This window comes from Methylocystis echinoides (assembly GCF_040687965.1).
Classification (GTDB): Bacteria; Pseudomonadota; Alphaproteobacteria; order Rhizobiales; family Beijerinckiaceae; genus Methylocystis; species Methylocystis echinoides_A.
In genome coordinates this window covers 600,639-619,957 of record NZ_CP156084.1, presented here as the reverse complement: position 1 = coordinate 619,957, position 19,319 = coordinate 600,639, and the positions used below count along the sequence as shown (strand labels likewise).

General features: G+C 64.0%; 20 protein-coding genes. 11 read left to right on the top strand and 9 right to left on the bottom strand.

The window, feature by feature from the left end; genetic code table 11:
• Positions 1–4 precede the first annotated feature (4 nt).
• Positions 5–496: a hypothetical protein gene (locus tag RVU70_RS02950; RefSeq protein ID WP_363349597.1), complete on the top strand. Its 492-nt coding sequence runs from the start codon at positions 5–7 to the stop codon at positions 494–496.
• A gap of 50 nt (positions 497–546) precedes the next feature.
• On the opposite strand, the gene RVU70_RS02945 is transcribed toward RVU70_RS02950, so the two are convergent.
• Both RVU70_RS02945 and RVU70_RS02940 read right to left on the bottom strand, forming a co-directional pair.
• Positions 547–1,875, bottom strand: a complete 1,329-nt coding sequence (locus tag RVU70_RS02945; RefSeq protein WP_363349596.1) for an erythromycin esterase family protein — start codon at positions 1,873–1,875, stop codon at positions 547–549.
• Between the two features lie 71 nt (positions 1,876–1,946).
• Entirely contained in the window at positions 1,947–3,224 is a 1,278-nt protein-coding gene (locus RVU70_RS02940; protein ID WP_363349595.1) for a cystathionine gamma-synthase family protein, read from the bottom strand.
• Between the two features lie 168 nt (positions 3,225–3,392).
• Here RVU70_RS02940 and RVU70_RS02935 point away from each other — a divergent pair, with 168 nt between their 5' ends.
• Positions 3,393–4,487 (top strand): SGNH/GDSL hydrolase family protein, encoded by a 1,095-nt coding sequence (locus tag RVU70_RS02935; protein ID WP_363349594.1) that lies wholly within the window; start codon positions 3,393–3,395, stop codon positions 4,485–4,487.
• Positions 4,488–4,512: 25 nt separating this feature from the next.
• Here the strand turns inward: RVU70_RS02935 and RVU70_RS02930 are convergent, their stop codons facing one another.
• Genes RVU70_RS02930 through RVU70_RS02920 form a run of 3 tightly spaced genes read right to left on the bottom strand, consistent with a single transcriptional unit; the run spans position 4,513 to position 8,149 of the window.
• Positions 4,513–5,805, bottom strand: a complete 1,293-nt coding sequence (locus tag RVU70_RS02930; protein ID WP_363349593.1) for a SpoIIE family protein phosphatase — start codon at positions 5,803–5,805, stop codon at positions 4,513–4,515.
• Positions 5,802–6,230 (bottom strand): ATP-binding protein, encoded by a 429-nt coding sequence (locus RVU70_RS02925; protein WP_363349592.1) that lies wholly within the window; start codon positions 6,228–6,230, stop codon positions 5,802–5,804. The genes RVU70_RS02930 and RVU70_RS02925 overlap by 4 nt, the downstream gene beginning before the upstream one ends.
• Entirely contained in the window at positions 6,227–8,149 is a 1,923-nt protein-coding gene (locus RVU70_RS02920) for an MFS transporter (RefSeq protein ID WP_363349591.1), read from the bottom strand. Before RVU70_RS02920 ends, RVU70_RS02925 begins: the two co-directional genes overlap by 4 nt.
• A 117-nt stretch (positions 8,150–8,266) precedes the next feature.
• Here RVU70_RS02920 and RVU70_RS02915 point away from each other — a divergent pair, with 117 nt between their 5' ends.
• The 3 genes from RVU70_RS02915 to pncA all read left to right on the top strand — a co-directional run bounded on the left by RVU70_RS02915 (position 8,267) and on the right by pncA (position 10,654).
• Entirely contained in the window at positions 8,267–8,605 is a 339-nt protein-coding gene (locus RVU70_RS02915) for an STAS domain-containing protein (RefSeq protein WP_363349590.1), read from the top strand.
• Positions 8,606–8,666: 61 nt separating this feature from the next.
• Positions 8,667–10,019, top strand: a complete 1,353-nt coding sequence (locus RVU70_RS02910; RefSeq protein ID WP_363349589.1) for a nicotinate phosphoribosyltransferase — start codon at positions 8,667–8,669, stop codon at positions 10,017–10,019.
• Complete coding sequence (gene pncA, locus RVU70_RS02905) at positions 10,016–10,654, top strand: bifunctional nicotinamidase/pyrazinamidase (RefSeq protein WP_363349588.1); 639 nt, start codon at positions 10,016–10,018, stop codon at positions 10,652–10,654. The genes RVU70_RS02910 and pncA overlap by 4 nt, the downstream gene beginning before the upstream one ends.
• Positions 10,655–10,657: 3 nt before the next feature.
• Here pncA and RVU70_RS02900 read toward each other — a convergent pair whose 3' ends face one another.
• Both RVU70_RS02900 and RVU70_RS02895 read right to left on the bottom strand, forming a co-directional pair.
• Positions 10,658–12,088 carry an RtcB family protein gene (locus RVU70_RS02900; RefSeq protein ID WP_363349587.1) on the bottom strand — a complete coding sequence of 477 codons (1,431 nt, stop codon included), beginning with the start codon at positions 12,086–12,088 and terminating at the stop codon, positions 10,658–10,660.
• Between the two features lie 27 nt (positions 12,089–12,115).
• A complete protein-coding gene (locus RVU70_RS02895) occupies positions 12,116–12,571 on the bottom strand; it encodes an archease (protein ID WP_363349586.1) in 456 nt (151 codons plus the stop codon).
• Between the two features lie 27 nt (positions 12,572–12,598).
• Here RVU70_RS02895 and RVU70_RS02890 point away from each other — a divergent pair, with 27 nt between their 5' ends.
• Complete coding sequence (locus RVU70_RS02890; protein WP_363349585.1) at positions 12,599–12,739, top strand: hypothetical protein; 141 nt, start codon at positions 12,599–12,601, stop codon at positions 12,737–12,739.
• A gap of 104 nt (positions 12,740–12,843) precedes the next feature.
• Here the strand turns inward: RVU70_RS02890 and RVU70_RS02885 are convergent, their stop codons facing one another.
• Positions 12,844–13,146: a hypothetical protein gene (locus RVU70_RS02885; RefSeq protein ID WP_363349584.1), complete on the bottom strand. Its 303-nt coding sequence runs from the start codon at positions 13,144–13,146 to the stop codon at positions 12,844–12,846.
• On the opposite strand from RVU70_RS02885, the gene RVU70_RS02880 reads away from it, so the two are divergent.
• The 3 genes from RVU70_RS02880 (at position 13,117) to RVU70_RS02870 (ending at position 16,213) form a co-directional block, all read left to right on the top strand.
• Positions 13,117–13,998, top strand: a complete 882-nt coding sequence (locus RVU70_RS02880) for an SGNH/GDSL hydrolase family protein (protein ID WP_363349583.1) — start codon at positions 13,117–13,119, stop codon at positions 13,996–13,998. The two genes, RVU70_RS02885 and RVU70_RS02880, sit on opposite strands and share 30 nt — an antisense overlap.
• A 14-nt stretch (positions 13,999–14,012) precedes the next feature.
• Positions 14,013–15,194 carry a hypothetical protein gene (locus RVU70_RS02875; protein WP_363349582.1) on the top strand — a complete coding sequence of 394 codons (1,182 nt, stop codon included), beginning with the start codon at positions 14,013–14,015 and terminating at the stop codon, positions 15,192–15,194.
• A 92-nt stretch (positions 15,195–15,286) separates the two neighbouring features.
• Positions 15,287–16,213: an NAD(P)/FAD-dependent oxidoreductase gene (locus RVU70_RS02870; protein WP_363349581.1), complete on the top strand. Its 927-nt coding sequence runs from the start codon at positions 15,287–15,289 to the stop codon at positions 16,211–16,213.
• A 7-nt stretch (positions 16,214–16,220) separates the two neighbouring features.
• On the opposite strand, the gene RVU70_RS02865 is transcribed toward RVU70_RS02870, so the two are convergent.
• The gene (locus RVU70_RS02865) at positions 16,221–16,517 is read right to left on the bottom strand and encodes a SemiSWEET transporter (protein ID WP_363349580.1); all 297 of its coding nucleotides are present in this window, start codon (positions 16,515–16,517) and stop codon (positions 16,221–16,223) included.
• 135 nt (positions 16,518–16,652) lie between these two features.
• Between RVU70_RS02865 and RVU70_RS02860 the strand changes: the two genes are divergently transcribed.
• Positions 16,653–17,144, top strand: a complete 492-nt coding sequence (locus tag RVU70_RS02860; RefSeq protein WP_363349579.1) for a hypothetical protein — start codon at positions 16,653–16,655, stop codon at positions 17,142–17,144.
• Between the two features lie 215 nt (positions 17,145–17,359).
• Positions 17,360–19,285 (top strand): lanthanide-dependent methanol dehydrogenase XoxF5, encoded by a 1,926-nt coding sequence (gene xoxF5, locus RVU70_RS02855; protein WP_363349578.1) that lies wholly within the window; start codon positions 17,360–17,362, stop codon positions 19,283–19,285.
• The last annotated feature ends 34 nt before the right edge of the window (positions 19,286–19,319 follow it).

Below are 19,319 nucleotides of genomic sequence, written 5' to 3'. Positions count from 1 at the left end.
AAGCATGAATATTCCCCGGCCCTATCGTGACAGTCGCGACGACGAGCGCGCCTTTCACAAGATCCGGATTGCGTCGAGCGGCAGTGCTCAGACGATCAGCGACAGCGTCTTGCACGACATGGCGACGCTCGACTCGAAAAGCGCCGCTCTCCTGCAATTCATCTCCGTCGTGCTTGCCGCGCTCACCTTTTCGCTGGGGCTCGTCGACGGCGGCGCACCTTACGCGCATGTCATTCGCGCGGGCGTTTTTGCCTTTATGGGCGTGTTCGGCTTCGCCGCATGGGCCGATTTGCGTTGCCTCAAGTCCATCGGCCCGGCGCGGCTCATCTATATGCAATCGGCCGAAGAATTCGAGAACGCGATGCTGACGGAGATTTCCGAGCGCCGCGACAAATATCTGCTGTCGCTGCGCGTCACCGAAATCGCCTTCATGCTGCTCGCGCTTTTCATCTTGCTCTGGGTGCTCTTCGCCGCGCGAGCGCATTCTATCTTCTAGACTTCCAACCATGGCTGAGAGCGCCGCCCGCTCCGTCCCTTTCCAGTAGGTCATAGGCCAAAAGGATAAGTATCGGGCGCTTCATGGGGTCGACCGCCCGGCAGCGGCGTCACGGCCTGCGTCTCTTCGAACCAGACATAGGCGTCGAACTGTTCTGCCAGAACAGCCTCGAAGTAATGGCTGAGGAACTCCGTATCCGGACGGTAGACGACGCCGATCGCGCGCTCTAGCATAGGTTCGCTCAAGACCTCCGCGAGAGAGCGTTTGCGCGGCTCGCGCCAATTGGTGAGCGATCGTTGGAGTCCGCTCCTGCGAAACGCGTATTCGTAACTATCTTCGCGCGCCGGCAGCACGGTCTTGATTTCCATCGGATGGTCCCAGTCCGACGCCGCGGCGACCGAGCCGCGATCCGTGCCGAAGCCGATGAGCGCGGCGTCGTCGCCGAACGCCGTGCGGCAGAGTTCGCCAATGTTGAATTCCCCCGCCCAGCCCATCGCGGTCGCCGCTGCATTGCCAATATGGGAATTATGCGCCCAGACGACGGCTTTCGCGCCGGGTCCGCGATGCTTCAGCAGCGCCTGGAGCGTGTTGAACATGTGCCTGTCGCGCAAGTTCCAGGATTCACGCGATCCGCGATACATGAGCCGATAATATTCTTCCGCGGCGCGCACGACTCTTGCGTTCTGCGCGGCGTCGAAAAACGCTTCGCCGTCGCTTCGCATGTAATCGAGCCGCCTGGAGAGCAGGTCGATAAGCTGCTCGGTCGCTTCGTCCTCGCAGGGCTTTTGCTGACCCCGCAGGACGGCGCGCCCGTAAATGGCGGGCGCGTCCTGCCATGGCGTGAGGCAGGCGTAGCGTCGTCGGGCGGCCTTCGCCGCCTCGGGATCGACCTGATCGAGATAGTCGACGACGGCGCCGATCGAGGCGCCGAGGCTGTAAACGTCGAGACCGTGGAAAGAGACGCGGCTTTCGGCCGGGCGTCGCGCATTGTGGTCGCGCAGCCAGTTGAGAAAGTCCATGACTTCGACATTGCGCCACATCCAGGTCGGGAAGCGGGCGAAGGCCTCGGCGGAATCGTCTTTCGGCGCATGATGGCGCACATAGCGGTCGATCCTCGCCGCGTCTGGCCAGTCGGCTTCGACGGCGACGATGGCGAAGCCGTGGTGCGCAACCAGTTCACGCGTAATGGCCGCGCGCGCCCGGTAGAACTCCGAAGTGCCATGCGTCGCCTCGCCGAGCAGCACGACGCGGGCGTCGCCGAATTTTGCGAAGAATCGTCCGAAGGCGTCGGCGCGCTCCGGGGGTGGGAGAGACTCGCTCTCGCCGATGAGGGCATGCGTCACGGCCGAGCGGATGCTTTCACGGTTCAAGGCGGCCATCGACGTCTCCTTGAAGAAAACGCGCAAGCGTTCATTTAGGCGGACGCCTCGAAACAACCACCTTGCGCAGACTATCCGAACGCCTGCGTGATATCTGCAAGGAGATCATTGGCGTGCTCTATGCCGATCGACATGCGTATGAGCGACGGCGTAATCCCGATCTCGCGCCGCGCCTCCTCGCTCAAGCCGGAATGGACGGTTGTCGCGGGATGGCAGATGAGCGACTCCGTGCCGCCGAGGCTGACGGCGAGCTTGAAGATTTGCAGACGGTTGAGAAAGGCGAAAGCTTCCGCCTGGCCGCCGGCGACGTCGAACGAGAAAGTCGATCCCGCCGACTTGGATTGGCGCGCCATCAGCTGACGGGCCGGGTGGTCGTTTGCCAGGAGAGGCGGGTAATGCACGCGGGCGACTTTAGGATGTTCCGACAAGAAACGCGCCACGATTGCGGCGTTGGTCGCCGCACGCTCCATGCGCAGCGATAGCGTCTCGAGGGAGCGCGTCAGCATCCAGCAGGAGTGCGGATCGAGCTGCGTGCCGATGGCGCTGCGCATGGTGCGCACGGGCTTGAGATTGGCGGCCGAACCGATGATTGCGCCGCCAATGAGATCACTGTGACCCCCGACATATTTGGTGAGGGAATAGAGCGACAGATCGGCGCCATGCGCCAGCGGCGACTGGAACACGGGCCCGAGAAGCGTATTGTCGCAGCAGACGATCGGCCGCACGCCCTGACGATGTCCGATCTCCTCGGCGATCTGACGCACGAGCGCGATGTCGACCAGACTGTTCATCGGGTTTGAGGGCGTCTCGATGAAAATGATGGCGATGCGGCCTTCGGCGCTGGCGCGTTTCGCCGCGGCGCGGATATTTTCCGCGTCGAGCCCGTCGGTGAAACCCACGCCCTTGACGCCCAGAGGCGCGAGCGTTCTGGCGATAAGAACTTCCGTGCCGCCATAAAGCGGCCGGCTGTGCAGGACAAACTCGCCCGGCCGCACATAGGCGAACATCAGCGTGGCGATCGCCGCCATGCCGGAGGCGAAGACAAGCCCCGCCTCGGCCTTCTCGTGGATGGCGAGGCGATCCTCGACGATTTCGAGATTGGGATGATTGAAGCGCGAATAGACGAGTCCAGGCGGCGCGTCGGCGGGAAGCGGCTGCCGCCCGGCCATATAATCGAAAAAGTCGCGACCCTGCTCGGCCGTCTCGAAGACGAACGTCGAGGTGAGAAACACCGGCGGCTTGACCGACCCCTCGGAGAGGCTCGGGTCGTAGCCATAGCTGAGCATCAACGTTTCGGCCTGCAGCTCATGCTCGCCAATCTTGGACTTGTGATAACGCGGAGTGGCCATGTCTGGTCCTTTCCGGCTCGAGATCGGTCTGTTTGAACCAAATAAATAGCGCCGACTGCGGCAGGATCATTCGCCCGCTTCAGGGCTTGGACTTGTCCACGCGAGCGAATTGGGGCAGTTTCCCCGTCCGTCCAAAGCCCCTCGGCCCCTCCGGAAGAAACACACGATATGCAGAAGACGAGCACATCGCCGCGCGTGAAAATCGCCGCCCTTGTTTTCAGCGTGGCGATTTTTTGCGCAGCGCTCGTTGGAGTCGATCTCCTCATCTCCCGCCTTTCGCCGACCGGCGTCAATGAGCTGGATGCGCAATTGGGCTGGCGGCTCAAAAAGAACTTGATCTACAAGCGCGAAAAAACTGCGCTGAGCGGCCGCAAGTTCGACGTGACTCTGACAACTGACCCCTTCGGGACGCGAACCTACGGCGCCAATCGCGACGCCCCGGTGAAAATTCTCGTGCTCGGCGATTCCTACACAGGCGAGCCCTACGCCTCCGACGATCAGATGTGGTACGCGGCCTTCGTGCGCCATCTTGCGCGCCTGACCAACCGGCCGCTCGACGATTTCTATGTCGTCGCGGCGGCGTCGGGGGGCTATGGCACGTTGCAAAGCCTGTTGCTTTCCGACGAGGTCAAGAGTTTCTACACGCCGACGCTGCTGGTTCACCAGTTTTGCGACAATGATTTCGCCAACAACAGTTTCGAACTCGAACGGAAGTCCATCGTTCTCAATCAGTGGATGCTCAGGCCCTATCTCGCCAAGGATCGGCAAACGATCGTTTTCCACGAGGAGACGCTGGCGCGGCTCTATCGCTCGATGCTGTTTCGTTCGTCGCTCTTCGGACTTTTCGACAGGGCGCTGCAGGTGTCTCTGTCAAATCATTACGGCGGCTATCTGATGATTTCCCAGAAAGACAAGGACGCCTATTTGAAAGAACTGCGGGCCACGACCTATGATCCCGAGGCGATCGATCTGACCCGTTTTCTGCTTGCAAAAATACGCAAAAACTTCGAGTCGGCGCCGGCGCTGCTCGTCGATTGCCCCATCGAGGATTCGACTTTCAACCGTATCTGGGTCGACGTCGCAAAGGCAGCCGGCTTTGTTCCGATTACCGCGCCGTCCGATCGTCTCGTCGACGCCAGGACGCGCGGCGAAGCGGATCTCTTCGGCGCCGATGGGGCGCATCTGTCGGACCGGGGCAATGAGGAGATGGGGCGCATTCTGGCCGAGTCGGTGAAAGAGCTGGGGGTGCTCGGCGGCCAATGAGGCGAGCGGGCGCGAGGCGCGTCGCTTATTTTCGCTCAATCACAAGACAGCCGATGTCGTCGGCCTGTTCTTCGCCCTGCGCGAAATCGTCGACCGCTGTAAAGACCCGGGACATCAACGCGGCGGGCGCCAACGCCGGCTCAGCTTGAACCGTCTGCACGAAGCCGCTCTCGCCGAACTCCTCCTTCGCCGCATTCATCGCTTCGGTGACGCCGTCCGTGACGAGGATCAGTCGATCGCCCGGTTCGAGCTGCGCCTCGGCCATACGCGCGACGCAGCTTGCGTCGATCCCGAGCGCCGCGCCAGTCGACAAGAGGCGCGTGAGAGCGCCAGCTGACGAGACATGCGCCGGCGGCACATGTCCGCAATTGGCGTAGCGCAACGCGCCGGTGCGCAAGTCGAGGACGCCGAAAAAAACGGTCGCGAACATGGCGGCGTCGTTCTCTTCGCAGAGCAGGGCATTCGCGCGATTGACGATCTCGCCGACATCCTGCCGGTCGCGGCCGAGCGTTCTCAGAAGCGTGACGACAATCGAGGCGAAAAGACTCGCTGGCGTGCCTTTTCCACAGACGTCGCCGATCGCGAAGGCGAGCCGGTCGTCGTCCAGCATGAAAAAATCGTAGAAGTCGCCGCCGACCTCGCGCGCGGGCCGCATGCGCGCCGCGATTTCCACATCGGAGCGGCGGCGATTGATCGCCGCGTCCTTGGGAAGAAGCGACTGCTGAATGAGCGCGGCGCTCGCCATTTCATCCTCGCGGCGCCTCTTGCGGACGATCTCGGTGGCGAAGCGGCGGAAGGCCGCGGCGAAAGTCGCGAGGGCGGGCGGCGGATTGCCGAGATCCTCGAGAATGCGGCTGTCGAATTTGCGTTGCTCGAGCGCGGCGAGCGCGTTGGAATAAAGCCCGAGCGCTTCGTTGACGGCGCCGAGCTGACGGCCGAGCTGCTCCAGCGCCTTCAGCAGAAGCTCGGGCGACTGGCGCCCGAGTTCGAGAAGCTCGACGCGTCCGATCTCATAGAGGCGCACGGGCGTCGCCGCCGTCATGCTCGCCGTGCGCGGCAAGCCGGCGAGGGCGCCGATTTCGCCGATGAGCCGTGGCGCCTCCAGGATGGCGAGCGGCGCGGCGCCATAGGCCGTCTCCGCAAAAACTTGCACGGCGCCCTCATCGAGAAAGAAGGCGGAGTCGCTCTGATCGCCTTGTCGCACCAGCGTCTCGCCGGGCTGCAGGTCGAGCTTCCGTGCGCTCGCGACGAGGCTCCGGATCGCGTCGCGCGTCGCGCCGTCCAAGAGTTCGAAGGGATTCGCGCCCGGCTGCGTCATGGCTCGCCGCCTTCGATAAATTCGAGGACAACGACGTTTGCGCCTTCAAACCGGTTGCACTCGATGCGATCGGCGAAGCGCCGGACAAGCGAGACGCCCCAACCGCCTGGCCGCGATTGGCTTAGGGACGGATCGCTCCTCCTCTCCGGCGCGTCGAGAAGATCGAAGGCTGCGCCATCGTCCTCGAGGCGCAGACGAAGCCTGTCGGGGAGGCGATCCAGAGCGATAGCCACCGCCAACCGCTCTCGCCCGCCGTGGTTCATGGCGTTGACGAGAAGCTCTTCGGCGCAAAGCTGCGCGCCGAAGGACTGCCGCTCCGTCGCGCCGAGCGCGCGCGCTTCAGAGGCGATCCAGGCGACCGCCGTCTGAATGTCTCCGGCCGCGAGGCTGAAGCCGGCGCGCCGCGTTTGAGGAGCGTCCGTCAAGACGCCTCCTGCGTTTCGGCGTCGCCGCCGATCAGGGTCGCCATGGCGAGCGAAATGAGCGCGGCGAGCGACAGGTAGAAGGCGGGCGCGAGCGGATTGCCGGTGATCTTGGTAAGGAAGACTGCGACCATGGGCACCGTTCCGCCAAAGACCGAGAGCGAGAGATTATAGCCGATCGAGAGGCCGGAACATCTTACATGCTTGGGGAAGGCCTCGACGAGAAACGCGGGGCTCGCGCCATAGCCCGACATGAACAGCGCGAAGGCGCATTGTCCAAGCAGGATGGCGCCGAGATGCGGGACGCTCATCAGCCGGAAGAGCGGCCAGGCGAAGAGCGCGAGCCCGAGGGCGCCGGCCATCAGCACGGGCTTGCGGCCGATTTTATCGGAGAGCGCGCCGGCGAGCGGCGTGAAGATCAGCATGAAGAAGATCGCGATGCTGTTGAGCGTCAGCGCCGTGGAGGCGGAAAGATGCTGCTGTTCCTTGAGCCAGGTCGAGACATAGACGAAGCAGAGATAGAAACCGACGCCGTTGCCGAGCGTGAAGCCCACGACCTTGAGGATGGTGCGCCATTGCGTGCGGAAGGCCTCGAAAACCGGCGATTTGCGCGCTTCTTCGGTCTGCACGATCGCTTGATCGGGCGGCAGGCGGCGGCGAATGACGAAGACGACGAGGCCGATGAGCAGCCCCGTAAAAAAGGCGAGGCGCCAGCCCCATGAAGCGGCCGCCTTCTCCGGCAGGAACGCCATGAGCGCCGCGCCGACCGCGGAGCCGAGCAGCAGACCGCCGAGCGCGCCGAAGGGCGCGAAGCTGCCGACAAAGCCGCGCCGGCTCGCCTGCGCTTCCTCGACCAGCAGCACCATGGACGTCGTATATTCGCCGCCGACGGCGAGACCCTGCGCCAGACGCAACAGGATCAACAGGGCAGGGGCCGCGAGGCCGATCTGCGCATAGGTCGGCAGGAGCGACATCAGCAGCGTCGGGATGATCATCAATATGACCGAGCCGACGACGGCGGCGCGACGGCCGAGGCGGTCGCCGACATGGCCGAAGAGCAGCCCTCCGAGCGGCCGGGCGATAAAGCCGACGGCGAATACGCCGAAAGAGGCGATGAGCGAAACGGACGGATCGTCGGAGGGGAAGAACTGTGAGCCGATCGCGGCGGCGAAGAAGCCATAGACGCCGAAATCGTACCATTCCATCACATTGCCGGCGAGGCCGGCGATCACGGTCCGGCGCTCGGCGGCGCGCGTCTCGAGATTGACCTCATGCGCGGTGCGCGCGATCTCGCCCCCGATCAAATCCATGCGCGCGATCTGGCGGATGCGCGGCTTGACCCTTTGTAACTCCTTTGGCGTCAGAATGCGCTCGAAGACGAAACATGCGTCGGCGAGCGACGTGAGCGCGACGTCGGTCGGCGACGGGATATCGTCATTATAGAGCAAAGCGAGGATGCGCTTCTTCGCCTCCGGCCTTTCCTGCCCCTCGACCACAGGATACCGCCGCCCCTTGAGCACCCAGAGAAAGGCGTGATCGCTCTGGCGCAAGACGCCGCGCGCGCAGAGGTTGGAGAGCGCCGCCCGGCGCATCGCCGGCGCGTGGCGGGACAGGCGCGTGATCCAGCCCTGCGCGCTGAGACGCTGCGGCTCGGCGGCGATCTCGGCGAGCGCCGTATCGAGCGCCGCGTCGCCGGTGGACGCGGCGTCCACGGCGTAGACGCCGTCGAGATCCGAATCGATACGCCCGCGTAGCGCAAGATCCATCAAGGCCGCGCCGGCGATTCCACAATTGAGATAGATTTCCGGCACGCTGTCGAATTCGCCGCCGCTGTCCTCTAAGGTGAGAAGCAGAAATTCCTCGATCAGGCTGATCTGCGACACGGAGACCGGGCTCCCGGCGCGATCTACGGCTATGCTCATGTCTGCTCCTTGAAAAGAACGTCCCCCGCTGGACGACCGGCGGGGAGAGGGTCTAAAGCTACGGCGGCGTCCGATAATAAGTGCCGGTTGCATAACCGTCACCGGGGAAATGTAAAAATGGATTTGACCCATGAGCTTTCGAACGGCTTGCGCGTGGTCAGGCCGATGAGCCGTATCGACAGCGGCACGGCCGCGGCTTTCGAGGAGCAATGTGCGGCCTTGCTCGACGACGGCCCCCACAAGGTCGTGGTCGATTTTTCGCAAGTGGAATACGTCAGCTCCGCGGGGTTGAGAGCGCTCCTCATTGCGGCGAAGAAAGCAAAGTCGCTGGGCGGCGCGCTGACGCTTTGCGGTCTGCGCGGCAATGTCAAAGAGGTGATGGCGGTAAGCGGCTTCGACGTTATTCTCGGTTCGCATCCGAGCGTTCAGGAAGCTGCGGCGGCGCTCCAAGGCTAGGACTTTCCGCTCGATGACGCCGTCCGGCGCGTTACCTCTTCGAGACGATGAGGGAGAGAGGATGGACTGCGCCGGGAGTTCGCTGCTGACCGATCTTTATCAGCTGAAGATGGCCGAGGCCTATCTGACGCAAGACGTCGTCGAGACCGCCGTTTTCGAATTTTTCGTCCGCCGGCTTCCGCCGAGCCGGGGCTTTCTGGTGGCGGCGGGGCTCGAGCAGGCGCTCGCCTTTCTCGAAACTCTCAGTTTTTCCAAAGAGGATATCGACTGGCTCGCCAGCACCGGGATGTTCGGCGCAGCCTTTCTCGAGCAGCTTGCGGCGTTCCGCTTCACCGGCGACGTGCACGCCATGCCCGAAGGTACGGTCTTCTTCCCCAACGAACCCATTCTGCGCGTCACGGCGCCTCTGCCGCAGGCGCAGCTCGTCGAGACGCGGCTCATCAACATCCTGCATCTTCAGTCGCTGATCGCCTCGAAGGCGGCGCGCCATGTGCTGCTGGCGCAAGGCCGGCAGCTCGTCGATTTCGGCTTGCGCCGCGCCCACGGCGCCGAAGCCGGGTTGATGGCGGCGCGCGCGAGCTATCTCGCCGGCTATGACGGCACGGCCACAGTGCTCGCCGGCAAATGTTTCGGCGTGCCGCTCTTTGGCACGATGGCCCACTCCTTCATCCAGGCTTTCGACGACGAGAGGAAGGCTTTCGAAGCTTTTGCGGAGAGTCATCCCGATGATCTCGTGTTGCTGCTCGACACTTACGACACGGAAGCCGCGGCGCGGAAGCTCGTTGCGCTGGCGCCGGGCTTGGGCGCGCGCGGCGTAAGCGTCAAGGCGGTTCGTCTGGATAGCGGCGATCTCGTGGCTTTGTCGAAAAGCGTGCGCGCGATCCTGGACGCAGGGGGATTGAAAGACGTCCGCATTCTCGTCAGCGGGGGACTCGATGACGCGGACATTCGCGCCATCATCGAGGCGGGCGCGCCCGTCGACGGGTTCGGGATCGGCACGAGCCTCACGACCTCTTCCGATGCGCCCGCGCTCGACTGCGCGTATAAGCTCGAAGAATATGCGGGCGTGGCGCGGCGCAAGCGCTCCAGGGGCAAGGAGACCTATCCCGGACGCAAACAGGTGTGGCGGCGTTTCGGACCGGACGGCGGAATGTGCGGCGACGTGATTTCGCTGGAAGACGACACGCACGAAGGCGAGCCTCTGCTGCGTTCCGTGATGCGGCAGGGCCGTCGGCTTGCGCCTACGCCGTCGCTCGCCGAAAGCCGCGCGCGCGCGAAGGAAAATCTCTCAAAGCTCCCTGTCGCCTTGCAGCGGCTCGACGCCGCCGCCACCTACTGCGTCGACATTGGCGCGGCGTTGCGGGCGTTGGTCTCCGAAGTCGATCGCCGCACGGAGGGAGGGGCGCCTTCATGACTCACAAGGTCGGCGAGAACGACGCGCTCCTCGTCGTCGACGTGCAAAATGATTTCTGCCCCGGCGGCGCGCTGGCGATTTCGAATGCCGACGAAATCATCCCGCGCATCAACAGGCTTGCCCACGCCTTTCCCCATGTCGTTCTGACGCAGGATTGGCATCCGCCCGGGCATGTCTCGTTTGCTTCTGCACATCCCGGCCGGAAGCCGTTCGAAATCATCGACCTGTCCTACGGCGAACAAGAGCTTTGGCCGGATCACTGCGTGCAGGGAACGTTCGGCGCGGCCTTTCATCCCACGCTCGCAATCCCCCATGCCGAACTGATCATGCGCAAGGGATTTCACCGCGACATCGATTCCTATTCGGTTTTTTTTGAAAATGACGCCAGGACGCCGACGGGCCTTGCTGGCTATTTGCGCGAGCGCGGCCTCACGCGCGTGTTCATCGCGGGGCTGGCCTTCGACTTTTGCGTGCGCTTTTCAGCCGAAGACGCGACGCGTCTCGGCTTCGAGGCCGTGATCGTCGAAGACGCCACCCGCGCCATCGACAGCGACGGGTCGCTCGCCCTTGCGCGCGAAAGCCTCGCCGCCTGTCGTGTCGCCTGCGTCCATGTCGACGCGTTCGCGCGTCTTTGAGGCCTATCCTTTCACGCAGATCATGGGCCTGAGAAAGGCGACTTTCTTGGCGAGGCCCGACGCTTCCGCCGAGTCGACGACGGCCCCGACATCCTTATAGGCGCCGGGCGCTTCCTCGGCGACGCCGCGCATCGAGGGGCTCTTGACGATGATCCCCTGCGCGCGAAGGTCGTCGACGACCTGCCGGCCGCCCCACATCCGCGTCGCGGCGTGGCGGCTCATGCGCCGTCCTGCGCCGTGGCAGGCGGAGGAAAAGGCGCGCTCTTCGCTCGTCGTCACGCCCGCGAGGACAAAAGAGCCCGTCCCCATGCTGCCGCCGATGAGAACCGGTTGGCCGAAGGCCCGCAGCGACTCGGGCAGCCGCTCGTCGCCGGGACCGAAGGCGCGCGTCGCGCCCTTGCGATGGACATAAAGATCGCGCGTCCCGCCGTCGACCGCGTGCCGCTCGACCTTGCAGGTGTTGTGCGAGACGTCGAACATCAGCGGCAGTTCCCCGTGCTGGAAAAAGCGGGCGAAGACCTGCCGCGTGAGATGGCCGATGATCTCGCGATTGGCGAGGGCGCAGTTGATGGCCGAGCGCATCGCGCCGAGATAGCGGCGCCCGAGGTCAGACTTGATCGGCGCGCAGGCGAGCTCCCGGTCGGGAAGCGCAATCCCGAGCGCCGGCGCCGAAACCGCCATCTCGCGCAAGAATTCCGTGCCGATCTGGTGGCCGAGCCCGCGCGAGCCGCAATGGATGGTGACGACGCATTCGCCGCGTTTCAATCCATAGCCCTCGGCGACGACGGGATCGAAAATGTCGACGACTTCCTGAACCTCGAGATAATGGTTGCCGGAGCCGAGCGTGCCCATTTCACGGCGCTGACGCTTGCGCGCAAATTCGGAGACTTCGGCCGGATCGGCGTCAACGGCCCGCCCCCGCTCCTCGATGCGTAGAAGATCCTCTTCCCGTCCGAACCCCCGCTCGACGGCCCATCTGGCGCCTCCCGAGAGCATCGCCGTCATTTCCTGATCGTCCAGGCGAAGCTCGCCCTCGGCGCCAAGACCGACCGGGATATGTTCATAGAGCGCCGCCGCGAGATCATCCTGGACAGCGTGGATCTGATCCGGCGTGAGCCCCGTGAGATGGGTGCGCACGCCGCAGGACACGTCGAAGCCCACGCCCCCCGCCGAGACCACGCCGCCCTCGTCCGCGTCGAAAGCGGCGACGCCGCCGATCGGAAAGCCGTAGCCCCAATGCGCGTCGGGCATGGCGTAGGCGGCGCGCGCCACGCCGGGAAGTTTGGCGACATTGGCGATCTGCTCCAAGACCTTGTCGTCCATTTCGGAAACCAGCGTCTCGGCTGCGTAGATGATCGCCGGCGCCCGCATCCCGTCACGCGGCGAAAGCCGCCAGGCGGATTCGGACAGTTTCTCGAGTCGGGAAATATCCATTTCTGCCCCTCTCGCGCTCTCTTCCGCCTAGACGTCGACCACACATTGTGCGCGCCACTGGCCCGGCGAGTCCTCCGCCACGGCCAATTCGGTGAAAGTTGCGCCTTTGGGCTCGACAGCCGGCGCATGGCGATCTCTCGAGACGGCTTCGCCATGAGCGCGCGCCGTCAGACGGCCCTTGCCGATTTTTATGTCGAAGGTCCCGAAAATCATCCGCCGCTCCGCCATTTCGAAGATCAGGGCGTTGAGCCAGTCGAGGAACAGCAGATCGAGGCTCGGCGCCTCCCGTTCGATCTCGACCGTCTCGGCGCCGCGCACCAGAGCGGGGTCGGTGATCGCGGCGACGAGCGCCAGCGCTCCCTGCTCGAAAGCCTGCGCCGGCGTCGCGCCGAAACCCCGGATCCCGAGGTCGGCGTCATGCGGGAAATGCTCCCAGCGCTTGCTCGGGGCGGGCGGGGAGGGGATCGCTGGCGGATCGCTCATAACGGCGCGCCTCCGGTCGCCGGAGCAATGGTCGCGCACAAAACCGGCAGGCGTCAATGCACGCCCAAGCGCTCCCGCGCGCAGCTGGAAAGCGCTCCCGCGCGCACCTGGAAAGCGCTCGACGCCCGCACCTGGAAAGCGCTCGAATTGCAATTTTTCTGGCTATGAATTAGCTGTCCCGCCAGCTTTTAGACGGCGGCCGTTCTGATCCCGACAGGCCGCGATCCGGGGTCCTATGCTCCATGCCTGATTTAAGAAGTCCTCTCAAAGTATTAAGCGCAATTCTCGTTGCGGCTGTTCTTGCGTGGGCTGGCTATGCATTTATCGAAGCGAACCGCCATCTTGTCCTTTACGAGGTGTTTCTCGTATTCCTTCTGTTTGCTTACTTCGTTGTTGTTCTCCGCGGCGGCTGGCGCGACGTCGCCTTGATATGCGCCTCGCTCGCCTTCGGGATCGTGGCCATCGAAGTCGTTTTGTGGCGGATGAACAATTCGCCCACCACCTTTCGCGAGAAAGGCAGTTGGGGGATAAAGGGCGAACTTGGCTTGAGTCCGATCCGACCCGGCGTCATTCATGAGAAGAAAATCGCCGCCAATGGGGACGTGATCTTCGACGTCTCCTATACGATCAAGGACGATTTGACGCGCAAGGTCGATTCGGCGCAGGGGCCGCTCGTGGCCTTCTTCGGCGATTCTTTTACCTATGGCGCGGGCGTGAACGACGGCGACACGCTGCCGCAGATTTTCGCCGATCTGACCAAGGGCGCCTATCACGTCGTCAATTTCGGGGTTTCCGGATATGGGCCGCAGCAGACGCTGCGCGCGCTGGAGACGGACCTCTATCCGGTCCTCAAGGAGAACCCGCGTCTGTTCGTCATCCAAACGGCGCCCTGGCACGCCTTCCGCACCTCTTGCAAGGCGGACAACGCCTGGTTCGGACCGAGCTACGAACTGGAGAATGGCGAACCGGTCTATCGCGGCTCCTGCGCCTCGAGGCAGTCGACCTTCAGACGGGCGATGACGACTCTGCTGCGTTGGACGGAGGCCTATGACCATTTCATTGGTCAGCGCGAAAAGCCGGTCGAGCCTCAGGACATGGAGCTCTACATCGACATCATCGCCAGGGCGGCCGACATCGCCAAGCAGAAATACGGCGTGCCGACGATCGTTCTCTACCTGCCGGACGATCTTTCCAATCCGCGCTACCATTTGGGGCCGTCGATCACCAACGCCGTGCTCATGGAGCGGCTGCGCCAACGGGGCGTGAAGGTGGTGGATTTGATGATTGATGTGACCGCCTATCCTGGTCAGCAGCTCATCATCCCCGGCGACGGCCATCCCACGGGACTTCTCAACCGGATCTGGGGCGAGCGCCTGCGTGATTACGTGGCCTCGGAATTCACGTCCGTCGCCGCGGACGCAAAATAGGCGAGGCCCCGCATATGACCCGCTCTCTCCCCCTCAAGACCTCGGCCGCTCTCCTTCTTGCGGGAGCCGCAATTTTCGGCGTCCTCAATTTCGTGCAGCCGTCTCGCTACGTGGTTCTTCTGATCGTGGCGATCGTCTTCGCGACGTTTGTCTATTTCATCGCCATTCTGCGGGGACGCTGGCGGGACGCGGCGCTGCTCTGCGCCACGCTCGCCTTTGGCTTCGGAATCATCGAAGTCGTGTCTTTGCATCTCGGCGGCTTTGCGACCACCTACAAGGACCGAGGCAGCTGGGCGCGGGTGGGCGAGCTCGGCTGGCGGCCAGCCCGCCCGGGGCCGATCCACGAAAAGAAGATCGCGCCCAACGGCGACGTCGTTTACGACGTCGTCAACACCATCGACGAGAATCTGACGCGTAAGGTCAACTCGGCTGCGGAGGGCCCGACGGTCGCCTTTTTCGGAGACTCCATGACCTTCGGCGCGGGCCTCAACGATAATGAGACCCTGCCGCAGGCCTTCGCCGATGTGACTGAACGCCGTTTCCGCGTGCTCAATCTTGCCGTGACCGCCTATGGCCCGCAGCAGTTTCTGCGCGCGCTGGAGATCGGCGAGCACGACGCGCTGCTGAAAAAGGACCCTCGCCTTTTCGTCATGCTCACCGCCCCGTGGCATGCGGGCCGGACCTCCTGCAAGGAGCGTAACCAATGGTACGCGCCGCGCTATGTCTTCGAAAACGGAGCGCCGGTCTATCGCGGCTCCTGTGCAGAGGCGGCGTCGGGCCTCTTCGGCGCCGCCCGCGCGCTGCTGCGCTCGACCGAAATGTTTCACTACTTCTTCGAATCCCGGGAGCCGCCGATCGAGGAAGCGGATGTCGATCTTTACGTCGCGGTTCTGGGCAGGGCGGGGGAGCTTGCGCGCCAGAAGTATGGCGCTGAGACCTTGATCATGTATCTGCCGGACAATGTCGCGTCCGAGCGTTACCGGCTCGGCCCCGCCTATGGAAACGACGCCATCATGGAGAAGCTTCGCGCCGCCGGCCTGCATGTCGCCGAGGTCAAGCCGATTGATCCCGCGGCGTACCCCGGCCGCCCCCTGTTCATCCCGGGCGACGGCCACCCGACGGGTCTTACGGATCACATCTGGGCCGAGCAGATCAGGGACGTTGTGATGAAGGACTTCGCCGCCGCCTGGCGGTGACGAAAGGGCGAACAAGGGCCAGCCCCGACCGTTAGGTGGGGGCGACGCGGTTCGAGTCTGACGCCGCGACGCCTCATTCTTGGGAAGAGCGCATGGCCGAGATTTGGGACGCGATCATTGTCGGCGCGGGGCCGGCAGGCCTGAGCGCCGCGCTCTATCTGGCGCGTTTTCGCCGATCGACGCTCGTCATTCACGACGGGCGCAGCCGGGCCGCCCAGATTCCGCTCACCCATAATGTGCCGGGCTGCCCGTCGGGCGTGTCTGGCGAGCGGCTTCTCTCGAGAATGACGCGCCATGCCGTTGAATATGGCGCCGCCCTCGTGGGCGCGCATGTCGAAAGCGCGTCGATCTGCGACCGCGGTTTCGCGCTTCGCTCGAACGATGGAACAGGGTGGTCTTGCCGGGCGCTCGTCCTCGCCACCGGCGTCGATCAGAACGACGTGCCGATCGAAGCGCGGGCGCGTCAGGCGGCGATCGACGCCGGCGTGTTGCGCTATTGTCCGATCTGCGACGGCTATGAGCATATTGGCCAGCGCATCGCCGTCATCGGCTGCGATCGGCAAGGCGCGGGGGAGGCGCTGTTCCTTCGGCGATACTCCGCCGACGTCACGCTGATTCCCAGACGCTACGCCGATCTCGACAGCGCGATCTTGCAGAAGCTGCTCGACTCCGGCGTGCGCGTCCTCAAGGCCCCGGTCGCGCGCTTCATTTTCCGAGAGCGCGAAATGAGGCTGCAATTCCAGAACGGAGCCGGCGAAGCCCATTTCGACGTTGTTTATCCCGCGCTCGGCTTGCATCCACGCTGCAAGCTGGCGACAGAGCTCGGTCTCGCCGTGGACGACGCAGGCGCTTTAGGCGCTGAATCCATATTTGGCACGAAGGTCCCGGGCCTTTACGCCGCGGGGGACGTCGTCGCCGGCCTCGACCAGATCAGCGTCGCCATGGGGCACGGCGCCATCGCGGCCACAAAAGCGCATAATTGGCTGCGGGACCAGGACGGCCAGGCGCTCGAACGCTGACCTCAGCCTATGCTTCCGGGTCCAGCGCGTCGGCGACGGCGTCCTTTTTGCGCTGGGGCAGCTGTTTCATCGTCAGGATGAACGCCGCAAGCGCAAAGCAGATGGCGTTCGGCGCGATCAGCGCCCAGTCCCCGCGCAGGACGCCATAAGACATCCACAATGCGAAGGCGGCGACCGTCAGGACATACATCTTGCCGGAGATCGACTCTGTGTCCCTCGTCTTGATGATCTTCCAGGCTTGCGGGGCGAAGCTCGCCGTCGAGCAAATGGCGGCGGCGGCCCCAATAAAGCCCGCGACGTCCATGTCCGCTCCTTTCGGCCAATGGCGCATGAACGACAGCGGCGCGCTCGATGTTCCAGCGGCCTGGACGCTCTCGGAACCAGCGCCTGCGACATCGGTTCTGCGTTGGGGGAAGAACCTTCGAAGAGGGAGGCGGAAATGGAACGCCGCGCCATAGCAGAGCTTGTCGGGACGGCACGAGTCTATGGACCCGAGGAATTGGAGTGGGCCGTGCGCCGGCGCAGGCTGGAGCGTCTCGCGAGCGTGCTCGAGTCGACGCGCGAGCCGGTCAAGCTGTTTTCAACGATGGAATGCTATCCGAGACGGGAGCGTCTGACGCTTCGGATGGAGCATTCGCCGCTCGCAGTCGCTTACCACGATGCGCAGTTCCGCCGCGAAGGCCTGACGGGCGACAGCGTCGGCGAAGGCATGGCCTTCTTCAACTTGTCCATGCGCGAGGCGCATGCGCTGCTGTGCGATTGCGGCTACGGCGGGTTTTCGCTGCTGCGCATGCCGCTCTCCAGCCTGATCGCCCGGCGCGCAAGAAAACTTGCCGCCAAGCGCAATCTCGCCGAGTGGCGTGAATTGGCGGCCTCCTGGATGGATGCGGCGACGTCGCGCCTCTCGGCCTGGAAGAAGCACACCGCTTGATCAAGATCAGCCGATCTGGCTTGCCGCCAGCATGAGCGAAGGCTTAAAGGGCTTCCGGGAATCGCTTCCGGAGGCCTTTTTCTTTCGGTCTATTGCTAACGACTGGCGACAATTACGCTTGGCTGTCTGGGCGCTCTGGTTTTCTCTTCGAAAATGCCCTATGAAGCCGCGGTTCCGTAAAGCGGTCGGGAAACCGCCTTTGGGAGGGAAAACGAATGCGAAAGCTGTTGCTGTCGGCTTCAGTGGGTATCCTCGCTCTTGTGACATCGGGTCAGTCCTACGCGCAGAAGTGGCAGCTTACGCCGGAAGATGCCGCGAAATACGCGCCTCCTGCTCCTGCCGCGACCGCGCCTGCGCCGGCCGCCTCGACGTCGGCCGCGACGTCTTCGGACGAGCTTCTCGCTTTGCAGAAGGACCCCAAGCAGTGGGTGTCGCCGACGGGCGACTACGCCAATGTCCGCCATTCGGCGTTGAAGCAGATCACCGCCGACAATGTGGCGAAGCTGCAGCTCGCCTGGCAGTTTTCGACGGGCGTTCTGCGCGGCCACGAGGGCGCGCCGCTGGTCGTGGGCGACGTGATGTATCTGCATACGCCGTTCCCCAACATCGTTTATGCGCTCGATCTGAAGGATCCCGACCACAAGATCCTCTGGAAATACGAGCCCAAGCAGGATCCGTCGGTCGTGCCGGTGATGTGCTGCGACACGGTCAACCGCGGCCTCGCCTATGGCGACGGCAAGATCTTCCTCGCCCAGGCCGACACGACGCTCGTCGCGCTCGACGCCAAGACCGGCAAGCTCGTCTGGTCGGTGAAGAACGGCGATCCGTCCAAGGGCCAGACCTCGACCGCCGCTCCGCATGTGTTCAAGGACAAGGTCTTCGTCGGCATCGCCGGCGGCGAGTTCGGCGTGCGCGGCCATATCACCGCCTATTCGGTGAAGGACGGCAAGCAGGCGTGGCGCGGCTACTCGATGGGCCCGGACGCCGACACGCTGATCGACCCCGACAAGACCACCCATCTCGGCAAGGTCGTGGGCAAGGATTCGGGCATTTCGACCTGGCAGGGCGACCAGTGGCAGACGGGCGGCGGCACCACCTGGGGCTGGTATTCCTACGACCCGGAGCTGAACCTCGTTTATTACGGCTCGGGCAACCCCTCGACGTGGAACCCGGTGCAGCGCCCGGGCGACAATCGCTGGTCGATGACGATCTGGGCGCGCGACCTCGACACCGGCAAGGTGAAGTGGCTCTATCAGATGACGCCCCACGACGAGTGGGACTATGACGGCATCAATGAGATGGTGCTGGCCGATCAGCCGATCGGCGGCAAGACGGTCAAGACGCTGGTTCACTTCGACCGCAACGGCTTCGGCTATACGCTCGACCGCACCAACGGCGATCTGCTGGTCGCCGAGAAATACGATCCGGCGGTGAACTGGGCGACGAAGGTCGACATGGACAAGGCGTCGCCGACCTATGGGCGTCCGCTGGTCGTCGACAAATATTCGACGCAGCACAATGGCGAGGACACCAACACGCAGAACGTCTGCCCGGCGGCGCTGGGGTCGAAGGACCAGCAGCCGGCCTCCTACGACGCGGCGACGGGTCTGTTCCTGGTGCCGACGAACCACGTCTGCATGGATTATGAGCCGTTCCGCGTGAGCTATACGGCGGGCCAGCCCTACGTCGGCGCGACGCTGGAGATGTTCCCGGCGGGGCGGGTTCTCGGCGACGGGACGAACCACACCGGCAATTTCATCGCCTGGGACGCGAAGGTCGGCAAGATCGTGTGGTCGAACAAGGAGCAGTTCTCGGTTTGGGGCGGGGCGACGTCGACGGACGGCGGCGTGACCTTCTACGGGACGCTCGAAGGCTATCTGAAGGCGGTCGACACCAAGACCGGCAAGGAGCTCTACAAGTATAAGACGCCGTCGGGCATCATCGGCAACGTCATCACCTATGAGGCGGGCGGCAAGCAGTATGTGGCGGTGCTGTCGGGCGTCGGCGGCTGGGCGGGCATCGGTCTGGCGGCCGGTCTCTCCAAGTCCAACGAGGGCCTCGGCGCGGTCGGCAATTACGCCTCGCTCGCCAATTACACCGCGCTCGGCGGCGTGCTCAGCGTGTTTGCGCTGCCGAACTAAACGGCAAAGCAGGCCCGTAAACTAACAACCGGCG

What these genes read in the sequence shown, in the direction of transcription:
- RVU70_RS02950 (WP_363349597.1), top strand. Translation starts at nt 5, where the DNA reads ATGAATATTCCCCGGCCCTATCGTGACAGTCGCGACGACGAGCGCGCC.
- RVU70_RS02945 (WP_363349596.1), bottom strand. Translation starts at nt 1,875, where the DNA reads ATGGCCGCCTTGAACCGTGAAAGCATCCGCTCGGCCGTGACGCATGCC.
- RVU70_RS02940 (WP_363349595.1), bottom strand. Translation starts at nt 3,224, where the DNA reads ATGGCCACTCCGCGTTATCACAAGTCCAAGATTGGCGAGCATGAGCTG.
- RVU70_RS02935 (WP_363349594.1), top strand. Translation starts at nt 3,393, where the DNA reads ATGCAGAAGACGAGCACATCGCCGCGCGTGAAAATCGCCGCCCTTGTT.
- RVU70_RS02930 (WP_363349593.1), bottom strand. Translation starts at nt 5,805, where the DNA reads ATGACGCAGCCGGGCGCGAATCCCTTCGAACTCTTGGACGGCGCGACG.
- RVU70_RS02920 (WP_363349591.1), bottom strand. Translation starts at nt 8,149, where the DNA reads ATGAGCATAGCCGTAGATCGCGCCGGGAGCCCGGTCTCCGTGTCGCAG.
- RVU70_RS02915 (WP_363349590.1), top strand. Translation starts at nt 8,267, where the DNA reads ATGGATTTGACCCATGAGCTTTCGAACGGCTTGCGCGTGGTCAGGCCG.
- RVU70_RS02910 (WP_363349589.1), top strand. Translation starts at nt 8,667, where the DNA reads ATGGACTGCGCCGGGAGTTCGCTGCTGACCGATCTTTATCAGCTGAAG.
- pncA (WP_363349588.1), top strand. Translation starts at nt 10,016, where the DNA reads ATGACTCACAAGGTCGGCGAGAACGACGCGCTCCTCGTCGTCGACGTG.
- RVU70_RS02900 (WP_363349587.1), bottom strand. Translation starts at nt 12,088, where the DNA reads ATGGATATTTCCCGACTCGAGAAACTGTCCGAATCCGCCTGGCGGCTT.
- RVU70_RS02895 (WP_363349586.1), bottom strand. Translation starts at nt 12,571, where the DNA reads ATGAGCGATCCGCCAGCGATCCCCTCCCCGCCCGCCCCGAGCAAGCGC.
- RVU70_RS02890 (WP_363349585.1), top strand. Translation starts at nt 12,599, where the DNA reads ATGGTCGCGCACAAAACCGGCAGGCGTCAATGCACGCCCAAGCGCTCC.
- RVU70_RS02885 (WP_363349584.1), bottom strand. Translation starts at nt 13,146, where the DNA reads ATGAATGACGCCGGGTCGGATCGGACTCAAGCCAAGTTCGCCCTTTAT.
- RVU70_RS02875 (WP_363349582.1), top strand. Translation starts at nt 14,013, where the DNA reads ATGACCCGCTCTCTCCCCCTCAAGACCTCGGCCGCTCTCCTTCTTGCG.
- RVU70_RS02870 (WP_363349581.1), top strand. Translation starts at nt 15,287, where the DNA reads ATGGCCGAGATTTGGGACGCGATCATTGTCGGCGCGGGGCCGGCAGGC.
- RVU70_RS02865 (WP_363349580.1), bottom strand. Translation starts at nt 16,517, where the DNA reads ATGGACGTCGCGGGCTTTATTGGGGCCGCCGCCGCCATTTGCTCGACG.
- RVU70_RS02860 (WP_363349579.1), top strand. Translation starts at nt 16,653, where the DNA reads ATGGAACGCCGCGCCATAGCAGAGCTTGTCGGGACGGCACGAGTCTAT.
- xoxF5 (WP_363349578.1), top strand. Translation starts at nt 17,360, where the DNA reads ATGCGAAAGCTGTTGCTGTCGGCTTCAGTGGGTATCCTCGCTCTTGTG.